The following is a 13,676-nucleotide window of genomic DNA, read 5'->3' on the forward strand; positions in this document are numbered from 1 at the left end:
ATGAGCAACCACTGAATGCCGACGATACGGCTCCGCCAATTTTTCCGTGTAGAGGTGGCTCGGCCCCCTATTGCAGCAGCTTATTTGGAGTAAAAGAAGGCATGGGGACAGAGACTTTTCGAATCAGCTCGTATCTAAAAGACATTATTGGTCGCGACCTCGTGACCAACGAGTTTGTCGCAATATTCGAACTTGTTAAGAATTCCTTTGATGCAAAAGCCAAGACAGTCGACATTGAGTTCGATCCCAGCGAGCGAACAATTACAATCGTTGATAACGGCATTGGAATGTCCCGAAAAGATATTCGCGATAAATGGTTGTTCGTTGCCTACTCGGAAAAGGCTCTTGTTGACCCCGATACTTACCGGGACAAGATCAGGCCAGCTGGCCAATTTGCTGGTAGCAAAGGTATCGGCAGATTCGCGTGTGATACCCTCGGCCAACAATTGGAGCTGTACAGCCGAGTGGAAGGCAGTAAATCCATATCAAGATTAGAAATTGATTGGACGAAATTCGAAGCAAGCAGCACCGACGAATTCCAAGACGTCCAGGTGACTCTTGATACTGTTAGCGCTTTCCCTTCCGGTGCAAATGCCAAAGCGCCCGTCGCGAATGGTACTGTCCTCGTAATTAAGAGCACGCGCCAGGAATGGGATGCAGAGCGAATTCGGCGACTACGCAAGGACCTAGCAAAGCTGATCGATCCGTTTGGGACCACTACCCATGTGAAAGTCCAAACGTGGCTGCTAGATGGCTCTACTGAGCAGATAGAGGGTGTAGACGGACCGGTTGGCAATGACGTCGCTGGGCTACTGCAGGAAAAAACAAGTCGAATTGAGGTCGTGATCGAGGGCGACAAGATCACGAGCACCCTCTTTGACCGTGGACGGAAGATTTACGCCGTACGTGAACCGTCGCCATTAAGCGAACTGAGTGATTGCCGCATTGAAGGGCACATCTACTTCCTTAATAGGTCGGCAAAACATACGTTTACCGTCCGCATGGGGGTGCGACCAATTGAGTTTGGAAGCATATTTCTCTTCCTCAATCGGTTCCGAATTTTTCCCATAGGGGAGGAATTTGACGATACCTTTGGACTAAACCGAAGGAAGCAACAAGGGCAGTCTCGCTACTTTGGAACTCGCGATATAATCGGTCGGGTTGACGTGACAGCTCCTCCAAAGATGTTCCGCGAAGTATCGAGTCGTGACGCCGGACTCGTCGAGGACGCCCGAAGTCGAGCCCTATTCGAGGCAATCCGGAGGTACATGATCTTTCGGCTCGAAAGATATGTTGTCGGCGTGAACTGGGCAGACGCACGCGATCAGGAACGCGATACAGCTGAAGGTCTTGAGACAGATAGGGCGCGGGAACGGGTTTTGTCCGTGATAGGCACACTGGCTCGAACCAAAGATGTTGAAATCCTATACTACGACAAGGAGTTGGTCAGGGTTTCCGACGATCCTGATCAGGTCACGGACGCGGCGCTCAAGGCCATGTCGGAGGTCGCAGAGAGCCGGGGAGATACTTCGCTCCTACGGCAGGTGGAAGACGCGCGTAGGCGGATCGAGGAACTTCGTGCTTCGAGAGAGGAGGCGAGAGAGATTGCGCAGCGCGCCGTTGAGGAAAGGCAGCGAGCTGACGCCATAATCGAGCGACTGGAACAACAGGCCGCGTTTCTCGGACGGAGTAAGGATGTTGATGTCGAGCGTGTCGAGCTGCTGATGCACCAAGCCATCATTCATTCCGGTCATATTCGCTCAGCCATCTCAAACGCTGCGCACGAGATTAGGAACGTACTATCTCATGCTACGCTCCCCGAGGAGCTTGAGTTGGAAGATGCGGGAGATGTGGAGGACATTTTCGCCTCGATCCGCCAATCTGCTCGTCGAGTTACGGTATCCCTAGCAGAAGCGAGTCTTTCAGGCGATAGGCTGCGAACCGTGCTTTCCTTCGCTCCAAATATCCGAGTGGATTTGGAGACTGATGAAGTGCGCGGCGATCTAATGACCTTCCTCAAGGAATACTTCGAGGTGAGGCTGTCGGGAATTCCGGGGATGCCGCATGCGGCCTTCGACGCGTCGGGCTTGTCACTTCACCGCGAGTTTTCACCTGTCGACGTCGCGGTCATTGTGGATAACCTTCAAGACAATTCCCGGAAAGCGAAGGCCAGCAGGGTCGAATTCAAAGCTGCGAAAAAGGGACAGAATGGCGTCGTCATCAGAGTTTCGGATGATGGTTTAGGCATTGATCAACGAAGAGTCGATCCAGCTAAGATATTTGAACGTGGCTACACCGGGTCAGCCACTGGGACAGGGCTAGGCTTATACAGCGTCCGCCAGATCATCCAGAAGATGGGTGGCACAATCGAACTTGTTGGTGATGGCAGCCGCGCAGATTTCGATATTACTATTTTCGGGGATAAACATGAACCTTGACTTTGGAATCCTTTGGATTGAGGATTCTTTTAGCCGTGAAGAAGAAGAAAATCTGCGGCGGCGCGTCCTTGACGCAGGTTTTATTGCAAGAATCGAAGTAATTCCGAACGGGACCGGGATCGAAGAACTATCCAGGGAACATGGTCTTTACCACCGATTTGATATTATCCTCCTTGACTATCGCCTGAAGGACGAAAACGGAGACGATCTCGCTCCTACGGTCCGGAGATTGTTCCCATCTACCACGATACTCTTTTATTCAGGTAGCGTGCCCGAAGACAGCCTGCGCCAGATGATCGCCGAAAAAAAGGTCGAAGGTGTCTATTGCAGCGCCAGGGGTCGCTTCATTGAACGGACCGGCGGACTCATTGACCAAACGGCAAGATCGCTGGACAGGCTCTCGGGAATGCGAGGACTGGCAATGCGTGTGGTCGCGGAATGCGACGATCTTATGAAGAAGGCCATACAGTGCATGGCCGTGCGCGATCCCAACTGCGCCGCGAAAGTGTCAGAACTCGACGAGGATGTCCTAACATTTGTTATGTCGATGAAGGAAAAGTACGAAGCGGCTGTTGAGGCCGACCTTGACACGCGTTTCGGCACATTCGCAGTAGACAGCACGAAACTCTTCAAGCATTTTCGGCGACTTACTCAAGTGGTTGCATCCGACCCAAAGCCGTTTGGTCTCAGCGATGAGCAAGTCGAACGGCTACGCGAATTGCGGCGGCTTAGTGCCCAGTACGATCAAAAGGTTCTCAAGAAGCGAAATATCCTCGGCCACGTCATTGAGATCAAGAGTGACACGGGCTGGGTACTACAGGGAAGCAACGAGATTGGTGTCGGTGACTTCCCGGAAATCAGAAGGGTTTTCGCAGCCCACATCGACGCTCTTCGTGAAATGAGTGATCTCGTCCATTTCACGGAGCCGAAGCAAGCCTAGCAGCATTTCGCCAAGCGCTTCAGCCAAAAGGGGTGGTACAGCGTTGCCGACCTGAGTGAAGCGTGGACATGCATCCTTTCGTCGTGCCCCCCCGTCGTATAGGGACCTTGAAATGAAAACCAATCCGGGAATGACTGCAGGCGCGCGTGTTCGCGGACAGTCATTGCCCTTGGCTCGGAATAGTGGATGAAGTCGTCAGGCAGCGTTCCAATCGTCGGAGACGGTGCGTTCGGATCGAGCGGCGTAGTTGACCGCTTCTTGATACCGAGGCGCATCCTGTCATCCGGCCGCAAACACACGCCACGCTCGCAGTTATCGAGAATGTCCTTCATCCGCTTAGTCGCAGCTTCAGTATGGCGCGGTAGTCGCATGTCGGTCGGCTGGGCAGGACTGCCAATCCTCATCAGTTGCTGAAATGTGCTAGTTGCTGAAGCCGCGCGCTGCAGGGTTTTGAACCCGCGATGGCCCCACTCGGCATCCAGGTGTAATCCGTCAATTTCTTCAAGGTCCGAGATCGCAGCCTTCGCACCCGTTTCCCCAGGACCAAGGCCCCTTGCCTTGAGGAACGCCTTTCGGCCCACGCGCATTCGCTGAATTGGATCAATCCCACGCAACGCACCTTTGATGGCCGCAACCAGCACGAACCGCGGTCGTCGCTGTGGTACACCCCAATCCGCAGCGCGCAATACATCGTACCATGTGTCATACCCGAGATCATCCAGAACCCGAACCACATAGTCGCGGTAGGTCCCGCCAGTTCTATGGTTCATCGACTGGAAGCCAACGACGTTCTCCAGCAAGACGAGACGTGGCCGTACAGTGTCGACATACTGCAGGTAAACGTCAACCATGCGACTTCGGGGATCGTCCGGACGACGCAGGCCGTTCATGCTGAAACCCTGGCATGGGGGTCCGCCAGCGATCAGGTCAACCTTTCCGCGAAGGGCAAGCAGTTCTGCTTGATGTTGTACCAGAAGGTCCTGTGCATACCAGGCCCGTTTTTCCAACCATCTAGGCCAGCTATGGGTGGCGGAGCGCCTGTCCAGTAGATTATGCTTGTAGGTCGCAAATGCATCAGGATGGGCCTCGACGCCAAGCAGGGTCTTGAAACCGGCCTTACCCAACCCAAGCGAAAGGCCGCCGCATCCGGCGAAAAGGTCGATAGTTGTTGGCTTCATGTGACTGGCATCGCATGGCGTTCAAGGATTGTCCAGGGCGATAGCATCAGATAAGCCATCCACGATGTCCTCATTCATTGTCAAATCTCTATGGGATGACGCAGTCGCATTATAGCCTTGAGCCTAGATAGTTGAGGTTTACAAGTGGTTAAGTGGCAGATCGTACGTTCGTTCGCACTTGCCACAGCGGTCTGGACGGGCTTGTAGAGCTCCTGCGGCGGAGCAACTGCCCAAGCGTCCAACGGAGGCAACGTCAAAAAGAGAACATGCGGTTTCCTCGAAGCCAGCGGCGGCGATATCGCCCCGCGGCCCTCGGAGAGCCGATGTCATGAGCCCTGCGAATGACTGTAGTCGGTCACTACAGTCATTTTTTCCTTTCCGCCGGCGGCATTTATGGGCACGCTTCAGGCATCCCCTGAGCGCCCTCAATGGCCTATCAATTCATCCATCTCGAGTCCTGGAGCCGCAAGCCCGACGACAAGGGCCGCTCCACCGATTTCATTTTTGACGAGGCGTCCCGGAAGCCGATCGCCTCGGTCCACGTCGCTGATCCCAAACCTCCGACGGTGATTTACGGCCTCAGTGTCAATGAGGTTCGCCAAATGCACGATGAGGCAGTCGCGGCGGCGATGACACCCGGTGCACGGGGGAAACTCCGTAAAATCGCCTCGACGCAGAAAACCTTGCATACAGTCGTTGCATCGCATCCATACACCGTCGAGGACGTCCGCGCCGACCCGAAAAAGGCGAAGGAAGTGCGGGATTGGGAGCGGCGCACGGTTGCATGGCTCAAGGAACAATATGGGCTCGCGCTCAAATCCGTCATCCGTCATACGGACGAACAGCAATGGCATATCCACGCCTACGTGCTGCCGACCCATGATCCTGAGCTTCGGGCTGGATTGTACCATCCCGGCGGCGTCGCCAAGAAAGCGGTGAAGGCGGCCGGAAGGCGTGACGGCGAGGATGGGAAGGCGCTCAATAAAAGAGCGGACGTCGCCTACAAGTCGGCCATGCGCGACTGGCAGGATTCCTACCACGAAACCGTCGCCGTGCCTTGCGGCCTGACGCGCCTCGGTCCAGCCCGTCGCCGTCTTACACGGGAAGAGTGGAAAGCTGAGCAAGCCCAGGCACGGGCGCTTCAGAACGCCGTTGACCGAGCGGAGGCCGTGAAGCGGCAAGGTCAAGCCTACATTGATCGCACGAAGGCGGAGGCGACCGCCGTCAAGGCTGAAGTGGCACAGGCCAAAGCATCCGCCGACCGCCTGGCGGGGATCGGCGGTGCTGTTCGCGCCGTCGTAGACGGTATTCAGGAATCCCGAATCCGCGCCCAAATCCGCAACGACTTCGTACGCGATCTCGCCAAAGCAAAAGCAGCGATGGAAAAAGCGCAAGCGGAGGCCGCAAAAGCAAAAAACTCCCAGCGCAATGCCGAGAAGCAGGCTGCCGAGCAGCGTCACGCTTTCCGTCAACAGCGGGAACGGCTTGTGGCCGCGCAGCAGGAAATCCGGACATTGTCCACCGCACTCGCAGCGGCACTGGAGGAACCTGAACCGACACCGGGAGTACCAGCACCATGATGACGACAGGCGAAGAAATCTCGTGGACGAATGCTCGTGCGGTCCTTCGGGATATCGGCATGCCACACCTTGATTGGGCGCATGGTGTTGCCGTCAACATCGTGCGGCAGTGCCAGAACACACGGCATCGCCCGACCTACCATCAACAGACGTTTCTGGAGGCAGAATCTCCAGCCCTTCTGGCGTACCTCGAAAAGCTGGCGTCGTCGGGCGATAGCGTCGGATGGCGGACGCTTCGGGATCGTGTTCAGGTGCATGCTGATACTCTTCGAGATAGCGACATGCAGCCATGTCGTCGGCCATGGCTGGCGGCAATCTGGCACGCGCTCCCCGAGTTGGCTGCTATAGGCCAGTCGATCCTCGACAAGCCATCAAAACCCAAGAGCGTGGCCGATTTCGAAGTCATGCCCGGGTCGGCGGATGCAGGCTCGGCCTCGGGGAACGGTGGAGACGAGAAAGGCAGCGCGGGGAAAACCGGATCGGCAGGAACGGTGGCGAAACCGAAACCCTCGGCACGGCTGAAGCTGCCGATTGTCGCGTTTATCCTGACCGAAGCCGAAAAGAAGGCACTCGGCCTCGACAAGCCCGCCTCGGATGCCGACGCGAGGGATGAGGTCACGCCTGACGATCCAGACGAGACGAACCGCATATCGGGTCCAGAGATGTCGGGAGGTTTCAAATGATTGATCTGCTGGCTGAACCGCCGTCCACCGATATCGCATGGCAAATTGTCAACGCCGTGCTGCCGAGCGAGGCGACGACGATGTATGGTCGCGTCCTCCAGGTCTTCACGTCGGTTCTGTTTTTCCTCGGCGGACTCTTCGTCGCTTACCAATCTACACAGGGCATCGTCGCCTCGGCCCGCACCGGACAGGCGCTCGGCGAACGGTGGCATACGATATGGACTCCGTTGCGCGTTGTCATTGGCCTCGGCCTGCTCGTCCCAACGCCGCAGACTGGCTTTTCCTCCGTTCATTACATCCTTCGAGATTTTGTTGCCCGTCCCGGCATCAATCTTGGCAATGCCCTGTCGAATACGGGCATCACGACCGTGGTGAAAGAGGGCGTCACCATCACGCCCGCGTCCTCGAACGGATCAAGCATCGCGATGATGGTGCTGCGGCACGAAGTATGTGCGGCGGTCTACAACCAGGCGGGTAATCTTTGGGGTTGGAATGCGCGACTGCCCGATCCTGACGGGAAAGTATCCGGTCTCGGCATTCTGGGATACGAGAAGCGGATCACTTGGGCTTACGGTCCGACATGTGGACAGTTTTCCGTCAGTGCGCTTGACGATCGCACGACGTTCTCGACTGCGAGGCGGGAGGCCATAAAGGCGTTCGTAAATGCCTTCCGGGCGGAGTCCGGCAGATATGCGCGTCTCGCTGCCGAGACCTCTGGGCTATCGTCCGCGGGCGCTGCGGCGAAGGCGGTGACGTCCAATGTCCTGTCGCCCGATCTCGTCCAGCGCATCCGCTCAATGGGAGCCGCCTATGACCGTGCGATGACGGCAGCCGCAAAAGAAGAGGCCAAGACCGTCGCTACCGCATCCCGTGACGCTCTTGTAAGGGATGCGCGTGAACAGGGATTCCTGACCACGGGCATGTACTGGAGTACTCTGGCGCAGGTTTCGGAAATCACGACGGCGATGACGAATGAACGGCCCGAGGACACACCGCCCCGTATCGACGGAGACTTCAGTGAAGCGATCCAGAAAGCGTTCGACGCGCTTCGCTTGCAGGTGTCGGGTGAAGCGGAACGGCAGGCATTGAGCGCCAACGATTTCGCGGCAGCCGGCGACGAGACTGCTGACCCCGCCACGAAAATCATCGCGCCGATATCGCGCTCGATCATCGAATGGGCCGCGACGCCTGCTGACGACGGGCGACCTCATGATGAAATGGGCATTCTGGTTTCTTCGGGTCATGCGATGATGGCGGGTGTCTCCGCCGCCATCGCCGCGGGTGGTGTGATCGCGGGTGTTGCAGGGAACAAGGTCGCTGAGTTCTTCGGAGCGGCGGCAATTGACTACTTCCTCGACTGGTCGAGGTTCGCCATCATTCCTGTGTGGATCATGGGTGCGCTCAGGGCCTACGTAATCCCCATTATGCCGCACGTCTTCATGCTCGTGTCCGGTGTTGCTCTGCTCGTTTCCGTGATGGATGCAATGGTTGCCCTGACGATCTGGTGCCTCCGCTGGCTCAAGATGGACGGCAACGATGATTTCGCAGGAGACAGCGTCAAGCTCGGCTTGCTCTTCCTCGTCAATATCTTCTTGCGGCCGGCGCTGGCCATGCTCGCGGTATTTGCTGCCTATGGGGTGTTCAATCCCGTCCTCGGAATGCTGGACCGTCTCTGGGCAACAGCATTTCTGGCGCAGTCGGGAGGGCATATTGTTGGCCTTCCCGGTTACATCGTGATGACCTTCGGGCAGACGTACATGATCTGGTACGTCGTCTTGAAAACATACGGGCAGATATGGGCACTTCCTGACCGCGTTCTGGCCTGGTTCGGTCAAAGCACGTCTTACGGCGAATCCGGGCTCGTCTCCGGTGCGTTCGGCGGAATGATAGCGGTTGCCGGACGCGGGATGATGCCCAAGACTATTCTTCCAGGGCTTTCGAAAAAGGGAGGAAAACCGAAATGAAGAAACTCATGATCTGGACGGCTGCTGGATTTGGTTTGGCACTGGCCTGCGGCTTGTCGGGACTGCCGCACCTGTCGGCCATGGTCATCACGCTGACCGTATTTTGCGCCGTGCCGGCGCTCCTAGTTGTGGCGCTTGATGTCCTGTCTCGCAGAGGAATGGTGCGATGAGGGACGTAACAATCGCCGTTATCCTTGCGGCAATTTCCACGGGAAACGCCAGTGCCGAAACCTTCCGGTTTCCCGCCTCGGCACGGGCGGCTTACGGTGTCCCGCAGGTCGACATTGCCATGTCTGTCTACATGCACCCGGATTGCGCGGACCGTTGGTCCGTGGATTACCCGGCAGGCTTCGCGTTTCGACGCGGTGGTCCAAATGGCGGGAACCTCTATGGCAACCCAGGCGGAGGAACATATGACGTCGCCATCAAAACAGAAGCCTGTCTGTCGCGGGGGTCTGATTACGTTGAGCCGGCCCGCACGACCTGGCACAAAGTTATCGTCTACTGAGGAGGACCCATGAAAACGATCCTGACCACCATTTTCCTCGCCTTGGCGACCTTATCGGCTAACGCCGGATCACTCTTGCAGCCGCCTGCCGACGCACTGCGCGTGGAGTTCACAAGTCCCGACACGTCGCCGACCGAGCGCCTGAAGGCTGGCCAGCCGTTGACCGTGGGCGTGGTCGTCAGCAGAACGACGGGGTCCGTGGAGGTTGTGCCGACTTTGACGCCGGAATGGATGAGCTATGATCCGAAAACACGCGAGTTTTCAGGTGTTCCAGCTTCTGGCGGACATGAGCTCGCCGTCGAAGTCACTGACGCCGGAACGGGACAGTCTGCTACGGGCATTCTATCCTTCCACGTCGATGCGCGATGAGTAAGCGAATGCAAAAGGGGTGGCGCTTCAGCCACCCCTTTTGCCTTGTGGATCATAACTCATCAAACGTTCAACGCATCATGTGAAAGTCCGTGACATCATCGGGTGCATCACCTTGCTCGGAATGGTACATGCTTGGAGCGACGCCCCGCATCAACTCCTGAAGATCGATCGGGCGCGGACGACGGCGCTCTTCTCCGTCTTGCACGGGTTCCGGGTTATTGCCGTTGCGGGCATTCTCAAAGGCACGGTAGTGGCGCAATGCCTGACGAAGCTCGGACTTGGTGCCATTGGACAGGGCTTCGAAACCGGACGCGCTTTCCAAGGCCGCGATCTCCAAGGCCTCATTCTCGAAGGTGCGGCCAAAGAGCATATAGCGAGCACGCCCAAGGCTCGACTTGATGTTGCGGGCGGTTGCGCGTGAGCGCTGGTTGCCACGAACAAGCCACTGCATGAAGCGTTCCTCGGTCTTCGGGGAAATCTTTCCCGTCTGACGGTCGAGGATGACTTTTCCGATGATTTCGGCGGCCGTGGGCGGGACGGCGTTGGCGATCATCACCATAATGCGGCGTTTGTTCTTCGAGCACCATTTCCAACCCTCTGGAAACCCTTGGATACGGGACAGGAATTTCTGGTGGCCAACAGCTGCGTCCTCCAGCGGAGCGCTGTCATTCGGGTGCGCCTCATACTTGGCCTTCAGCGCTGCCGAGGGCGGCTCGCCCGATGTTCTGGTAATCGTCGCATAGGGCTCATCAACGCTGCGGACGGCACGGCCGGCGCGAAGCGGCCGCGTGTAGATGTGTCCTTTCACGACGATATCGAGATTGTATTCCGGTCGCCACTGGTTCTCTGCCGTTGGCATTTCTCCCATCGCTTTGGTGAATTCCCGCCGCACGGATTTCGGTACGTCGGTGGCGGCATCCGCGATCGCGCCCTCAATGAACCCATCGCGTTCGCCGAGACGTCCCACGACGATCAGACGACGTCGCGCCTCTGGCGTATTGTAGTAGGAGAAATCGACCCGGCACTCTGAGATACCGTAGCAAGCTTTCTTCAACATCGTGCGCGCCTCGGCCCACGAGCGGGAGCGCGCTGCCTGAACGACGTTTTCCATGATGAACCATTCAGGGCGCACCGACGCAACGGTGATCGCGTATGCCAGGGTCAGTCTGGCGTTCTTGCCCTCGGCACGCTTGCCGGCCACGGAGAAGTCCTGACATGGAGGGCCACCCGCGATGAGGTCGGGTTTCAGGTCCACGATATCCGGGATAATGCTGAGAAGATCGGACAGGTCACGCTGATGAACGTGGTCGCCAATGTTCGTGCGGTAGGTCTCGACCGCGTCCGGCATGCTGTCATAAGCAGCGACGACATCAAAGCCAGCGCGCTTGAGACCAAGCGACATACCGCCCGCGCCACAGAAAAGTTCAACAACCTTCATTCGATCTTCCTTTCACGACGCCCGTTTCACCCGCTGTGTAGCGGTGGCGCGTTAATGGAAGTCCGAAAAAACCGTTAAAGGTTTAGCGAAGGTGTAAATTTTCAGATATGAAAACTAAACAACCATCACGTATTTCTACATGATGGTGTGGCGGATGATTTCCGCATTTCAATGTGTGTCTTCACGTTGTTCGATCTCGCGGATCAGTTCCCATGCATCGCCAAGGGCGGCGTGTACTTTCTCCATCCGTTTTGCGACCGCCGCCCCGTCACGTGTTCCGAAATCGGAAAAGCGGGCTGCGATAGAACCGATCTCGTTGCGGAGACGACAGTACGTATCGTGGTTCATGGGGAACCTGGCGATTGGAAAGTCGGAGATTTTCGCCTTCATATTATTCTCCCCATCAGGCTTCTGTTTTAAGGGATTCTTCATGGGCCGGCCCGAGCACCGCCACCAGAAAGCGACCCCGTGCCGCCTCGGCTGCCTCCCACGCCCGGATGACTTCTTCCATGTCGCGGAAGTCGCAATCAAACTCTATCGCATAGCTTCCAAGATGCTGGCGCAGCACGTGACGGGCGTGATCATCGCCTTCACCATCGCTCCCAACGAGATCGAACCGGACGCACCCTTCGCTTGGGACGTCCACGACGATGGGCTCGACCCATTCATAGTTGCCCGACGGATCGACAATCGCCAGTTTGCCGCCGAAGCCGAAGTCGTCGAATTTGAATTTCGTGTTCATGCACGTTGTCCTTGTTGGATGGCCTTTTGAACGAGGGTGGTGACAACCTCCCGGATCGTCATTTCATGTTGCGCGGCGTGAACCTTGAGCGCTGTCAGGGTTCCGGAAGGAAGGTCCACCGTCAGCCTGTCCGCGCGGTCTCGTCGCGATGGGCGGCCTTGTTGGGTGAAGGATGCCTGAACCATGTCACGCATCCTCGATCACAAAGAATCGGGCAATTGTGTCCTCGTCGGCGTGCTGTTCGGCGAAATCGCGCGCCTCCGACGTGTCAATGGCATGCAGCCCCTCGCCACCTGACCGCCCGCCCTGGACAGGCTGGGCCCACCGGGTCATCGCTCCTCCGTGCCCGGCGAGGAAGAAACGTCCGCGAGGCGTTCGGTACAGAGACGTGACCTCGTAACGAAAATCTCCCCTGTCGGAATCGTTCTCGAACGAGCAGATTTCCTCCGCTGTCGCCGTGTTGTAGCGGAGACCGTCGATGATTTTGCTGATGTTCATTCCATTCCCTTTCCATTGACCTTCGGGCAAAGCTTCGCCGCCGCGCGAAGGCGCGTTTTTCTCTGTTTCTACTTCCATTTTCAGGAGCTTATTTGATGTGGGAAGGTGCGTTTGTGACTGCCCACATACACAGTGTTCGTCCATTCGAATCGCTGTGCAAGATGGAAAATGCGCCGACGGTGAAGTTTTTTACGACACCAGGACAGGGCCGCTGACGATGCGGCGGATAGCTTCCTCGACAGCCGCGACGGCTTCTTCCCGCGTGTGGACGATGCCGTTGGCAAGGGAGCGGAGGCGTTTCGGAAATCCGTTCTCATCCCGTGACTGAATGTCTGGAATGTCGATGGAATAAACCCATCGGGCATCGGGGCACTTCTGGAGTTCTTCCATCCAGGCGCACAGCGGGTGCGGATATGAAGGGTGATTGACTTCGGCGGCGTCATGAACCGCGAATTCGTGTTCGGCGTAGTACCAGTCTATCGCGATTGTCGTCATACGTACCTCCTGATGAGCTTGCCAACGATCAGCAATGGTAACACGATCCAAAGAGCGAGGCTGCCCGCCTCGATCACTTCCGGTGCTTTGATGGCGGAGGTGTGCAGGATCGCAAAGGCTGCCATGGCGATCGGCAGGCAGAGGACTCGTAAAACAGGCATGTCGTGTTCCTTCATGTGGAAATGTGGGTTTCAAGTGCGCGAAAAGCGTCGAAACGCCTGGATACCATCGCGCTGGATTTCCTGTTTCATGTCGTCGGCAGCTCCGGGCAGACGGGACTTCCCGACAAGGCGGCGCACGGACGTCGCTTTCTCGACCCTGTAGATGGATGCCACGTAGCAGAGGAGCCCCCCGCACGGTGCCCGCTCGTTAACCTCCTCGATCATGAGATTGAAGGTCAGACCCGGAATGAGTGTGGTCCTTACGGCCATTTTGAACCTCGAAAGCGGCTGTTTTCATTGGCCTATTTATAACATTTCGTGAGAATCGAGCCCAGGGAATAACGCGGCATAGTTGAGTTGTGCCGGAGGCGAGGTTAACGGGATCGGTCGAATTTTAAGGGTTCCGGAATGAAGGGCCTGTTCCCTGTTCGATCCTGCCGGAGGCGAGGTCGAACCCGCCCGCAGGGCGGAAGTCTTAACGTTCCCCGTCCCGATGCCTCCAGGACGGCCGGCACGCACAGCAGCAGTCACCCGGTGGGCCGCAGCACCGCGGAGGACGGCAGCGCCGTTGACATAGCGAGCATGCTGGCAGGCTCGGCGGTGAGGGTGGGGAAATGGATTCAGGGGGTGTCCTTGACCCATCTGAACGGCCAAACGTGCTGTACGGGCGCGTATAGAG

17 protein-coding genes are annotated in these 13,676 nt (G+C 57.2%); 8 read left to right on the top strand and 9 right to left on the bottom strand.

Annotation, left to right across the window (positions count from 1 at the left end; all coding sequences use genetic code 11):
- Positions 1–101 precede the first annotated feature (101 nt).
- The gene (locus G3A56_RS21045; RefSeq protein WP_082185301.1) at positions 102–2,438 is read left to right on the top strand and encodes a sensor histidine kinase; all 2,337 of its coding nucleotides are present in this window, start codon (positions 102–104) and stop codon (positions 2,436–2,438) included.
- Complete coding sequence (locus tag G3A56_RS21050; protein WP_210255080.1) at positions 2,428–3,378, top strand: response regulator; 951 nt, start codon at positions 2,428–2,430, stop codon at positions 3,376–3,378. Before G3A56_RS21045 ends, G3A56_RS21050 begins: the two co-directional genes overlap by 11 nt.
- Here the strand turns inward: G3A56_RS21050 and G3A56_RS21055 are convergent.
- Positions 3,375–4,556: a DNA cytosine methyltransferase gene (locus G3A56_RS21055; protein ID WP_210255081.1), complete on the bottom strand. Its 1,182-nt coding sequence runs from the start codon at positions 4,554–4,556 to the stop codon at positions 3,375–3,377. The genes G3A56_RS21050 and G3A56_RS21055 overlap by 4 nt on opposite strands.
- Before the next feature lie 428 nt (positions 4,557–4,984).
- Here G3A56_RS21055 and G3A56_RS21060 point away from each other — a divergent pair, with 428 nt between their 5' ends.
- From G3A56_RS21060 to G3A56_RS21085, 6 genes are read left to right on the top strand one after another with little or no spacing between them, the layout of a single operon-like run.
- Positions 4,985–6,136, top strand: a complete 1,152-nt coding sequence (locus tag G3A56_RS21060) for a plasmid recombination protein (protein WP_082185299.1) — start codon at positions 4,985–4,987, stop codon at positions 6,134–6,136.
- Positions 6,133–6,819: a hypothetical protein gene (locus G3A56_RS21065; RefSeq protein WP_082185298.1), complete on the top strand. Its 687-nt coding sequence runs from the start codon at positions 6,133–6,135 to the stop codon at positions 6,817–6,819. Before G3A56_RS21060 ends, G3A56_RS21065 begins: the two co-directional genes overlap by 4 nt.
- Positions 6,816–8,783, top strand: a complete 1,968-nt coding sequence (locus G3A56_RS21070) for a DotA/TraY family protein (protein ID WP_164056818.1) — start codon at positions 6,816–6,818, stop codon at positions 8,781–8,783. Before G3A56_RS21065 ends, G3A56_RS21070 begins: the two co-directional genes overlap by 4 nt.
- Complete coding sequence (locus G3A56_RS21075) at positions 8,780–8,953, top strand: hypothetical protein (RefSeq protein WP_164056819.1); 174 nt, start codon at positions 8,780–8,782, stop codon at positions 8,951–8,953. The genes G3A56_RS21070 and G3A56_RS21075 overlap by 4 nt, the downstream gene beginning before the upstream one ends.
- Positions 8,950–9,291: a hypothetical protein gene (locus G3A56_RS21080; RefSeq protein ID WP_082185296.1), complete on the top strand. Its 342-nt coding sequence runs from the start codon at positions 8,950–8,952 to the stop codon at positions 9,289–9,291. The genes G3A56_RS21075 and G3A56_RS21080 overlap by 4 nt, the downstream gene beginning before the upstream one ends.
- Positions 9,292–9,300: 9 nt before the next feature.
- Positions 9,301–9,660, top strand: coding sequence for a cadherin repeat domain-containing protein (locus G3A56_RS21085; protein WP_082185295.1), 360 nt, complete (start codon positions 9,301–9,303; stop codon positions 9,658–9,660).
- Between the two features lie 70 nt (positions 9,661–9,730).
- Here the strand turns inward: G3A56_RS21085 and G3A56_RS21090 are convergent, their stop codons facing one another.
- The 8 genes from G3A56_RS21090 to G3A56_RS21125 form a co-directional block, all read right to left on the bottom strand.
- A complete protein-coding gene (locus G3A56_RS21090) occupies positions 9,731–11,101 on the bottom strand; it encodes a DNA cytosine methyltransferase (RefSeq protein ID WP_082185294.1) in 1,371 nt (456 codons plus the stop codon).
- Between the two features lie 168 nt (positions 11,102–11,269).
- Positions 11,270–11,491, bottom strand: coding sequence for a hypothetical protein (locus tag G3A56_RS21095; protein WP_082185293.1), 222 nt, complete (start codon positions 11,489–11,491; stop codon positions 11,270–11,272).
- A gap of 13 nt (positions 11,492–11,504) precedes the next feature.
- Positions 11,505–11,843 (bottom strand): hypothetical protein, encoded by a 339-nt coding sequence (locus G3A56_RS21100; protein WP_082185292.1) that lies wholly within the window; start codon positions 11,841–11,843, stop codon positions 11,505–11,507.
- Positions 11,840–12,028 carry a hypothetical protein gene (locus G3A56_RS21105; protein ID WP_082185291.1) on the bottom strand — a complete coding sequence of 63 codons (189 nt, stop codon included), beginning with the start codon at positions 12,026–12,028 and terminating at the stop codon, positions 11,840–11,842. Before G3A56_RS21105 ends, G3A56_RS21100 begins: the two co-directional genes overlap by 4 nt.
- 1 nt (position 12,029) lies before the next feature.
- The gene (locus tag G3A56_RS21110; RefSeq protein ID WP_137067607.1) at positions 12,030–12,419 is read right to left on the bottom strand and encodes a hypothetical protein; all 390 of its coding nucleotides are present in this window, start codon (positions 12,417–12,419) and stop codon (positions 12,030–12,032) included.
- Between the two features lie 111 nt (positions 12,420–12,530).
- The gene (locus G3A56_RS21115) at positions 12,531–12,836 is read right to left on the bottom strand and encodes a hypothetical protein (protein WP_082185289.1); all 306 of its coding nucleotides are present in this window, start codon (positions 12,834–12,836) and stop codon (positions 12,531–12,533) included.
- Complete coding sequence (locus G3A56_RS21120; RefSeq protein WP_164056820.1) at positions 12,833–12,997, bottom strand: hypothetical protein; 165 nt, start codon at positions 12,995–12,997, stop codon at positions 12,833–12,835. The genes G3A56_RS21115 and G3A56_RS21120 overlap by 4 nt, the downstream gene beginning before the upstream one ends.
- 30 nt (positions 12,998–13,027) lie before the next feature.
- Positions 13,028–13,267: a hypothetical protein gene (locus tag G3A56_RS21125; RefSeq protein ID WP_082185287.1), complete on the bottom strand. Its 240-nt coding sequence runs from the start codon at positions 13,265–13,267 to the stop codon at positions 13,028–13,030.
- Between the last annotated feature and the right edge of the window lie 409 nt (positions 13,268–13,676).

It is taken from the genome of Rhizobium oryzihabitans, assembly GCF_010669145.1.
Lineage (GTDB): Bacteria > Pseudomonadota > Alphaproteobacteria > Rhizobiales > Rhizobiaceae > Agrobacterium > Agrobacterium oryzihabitans.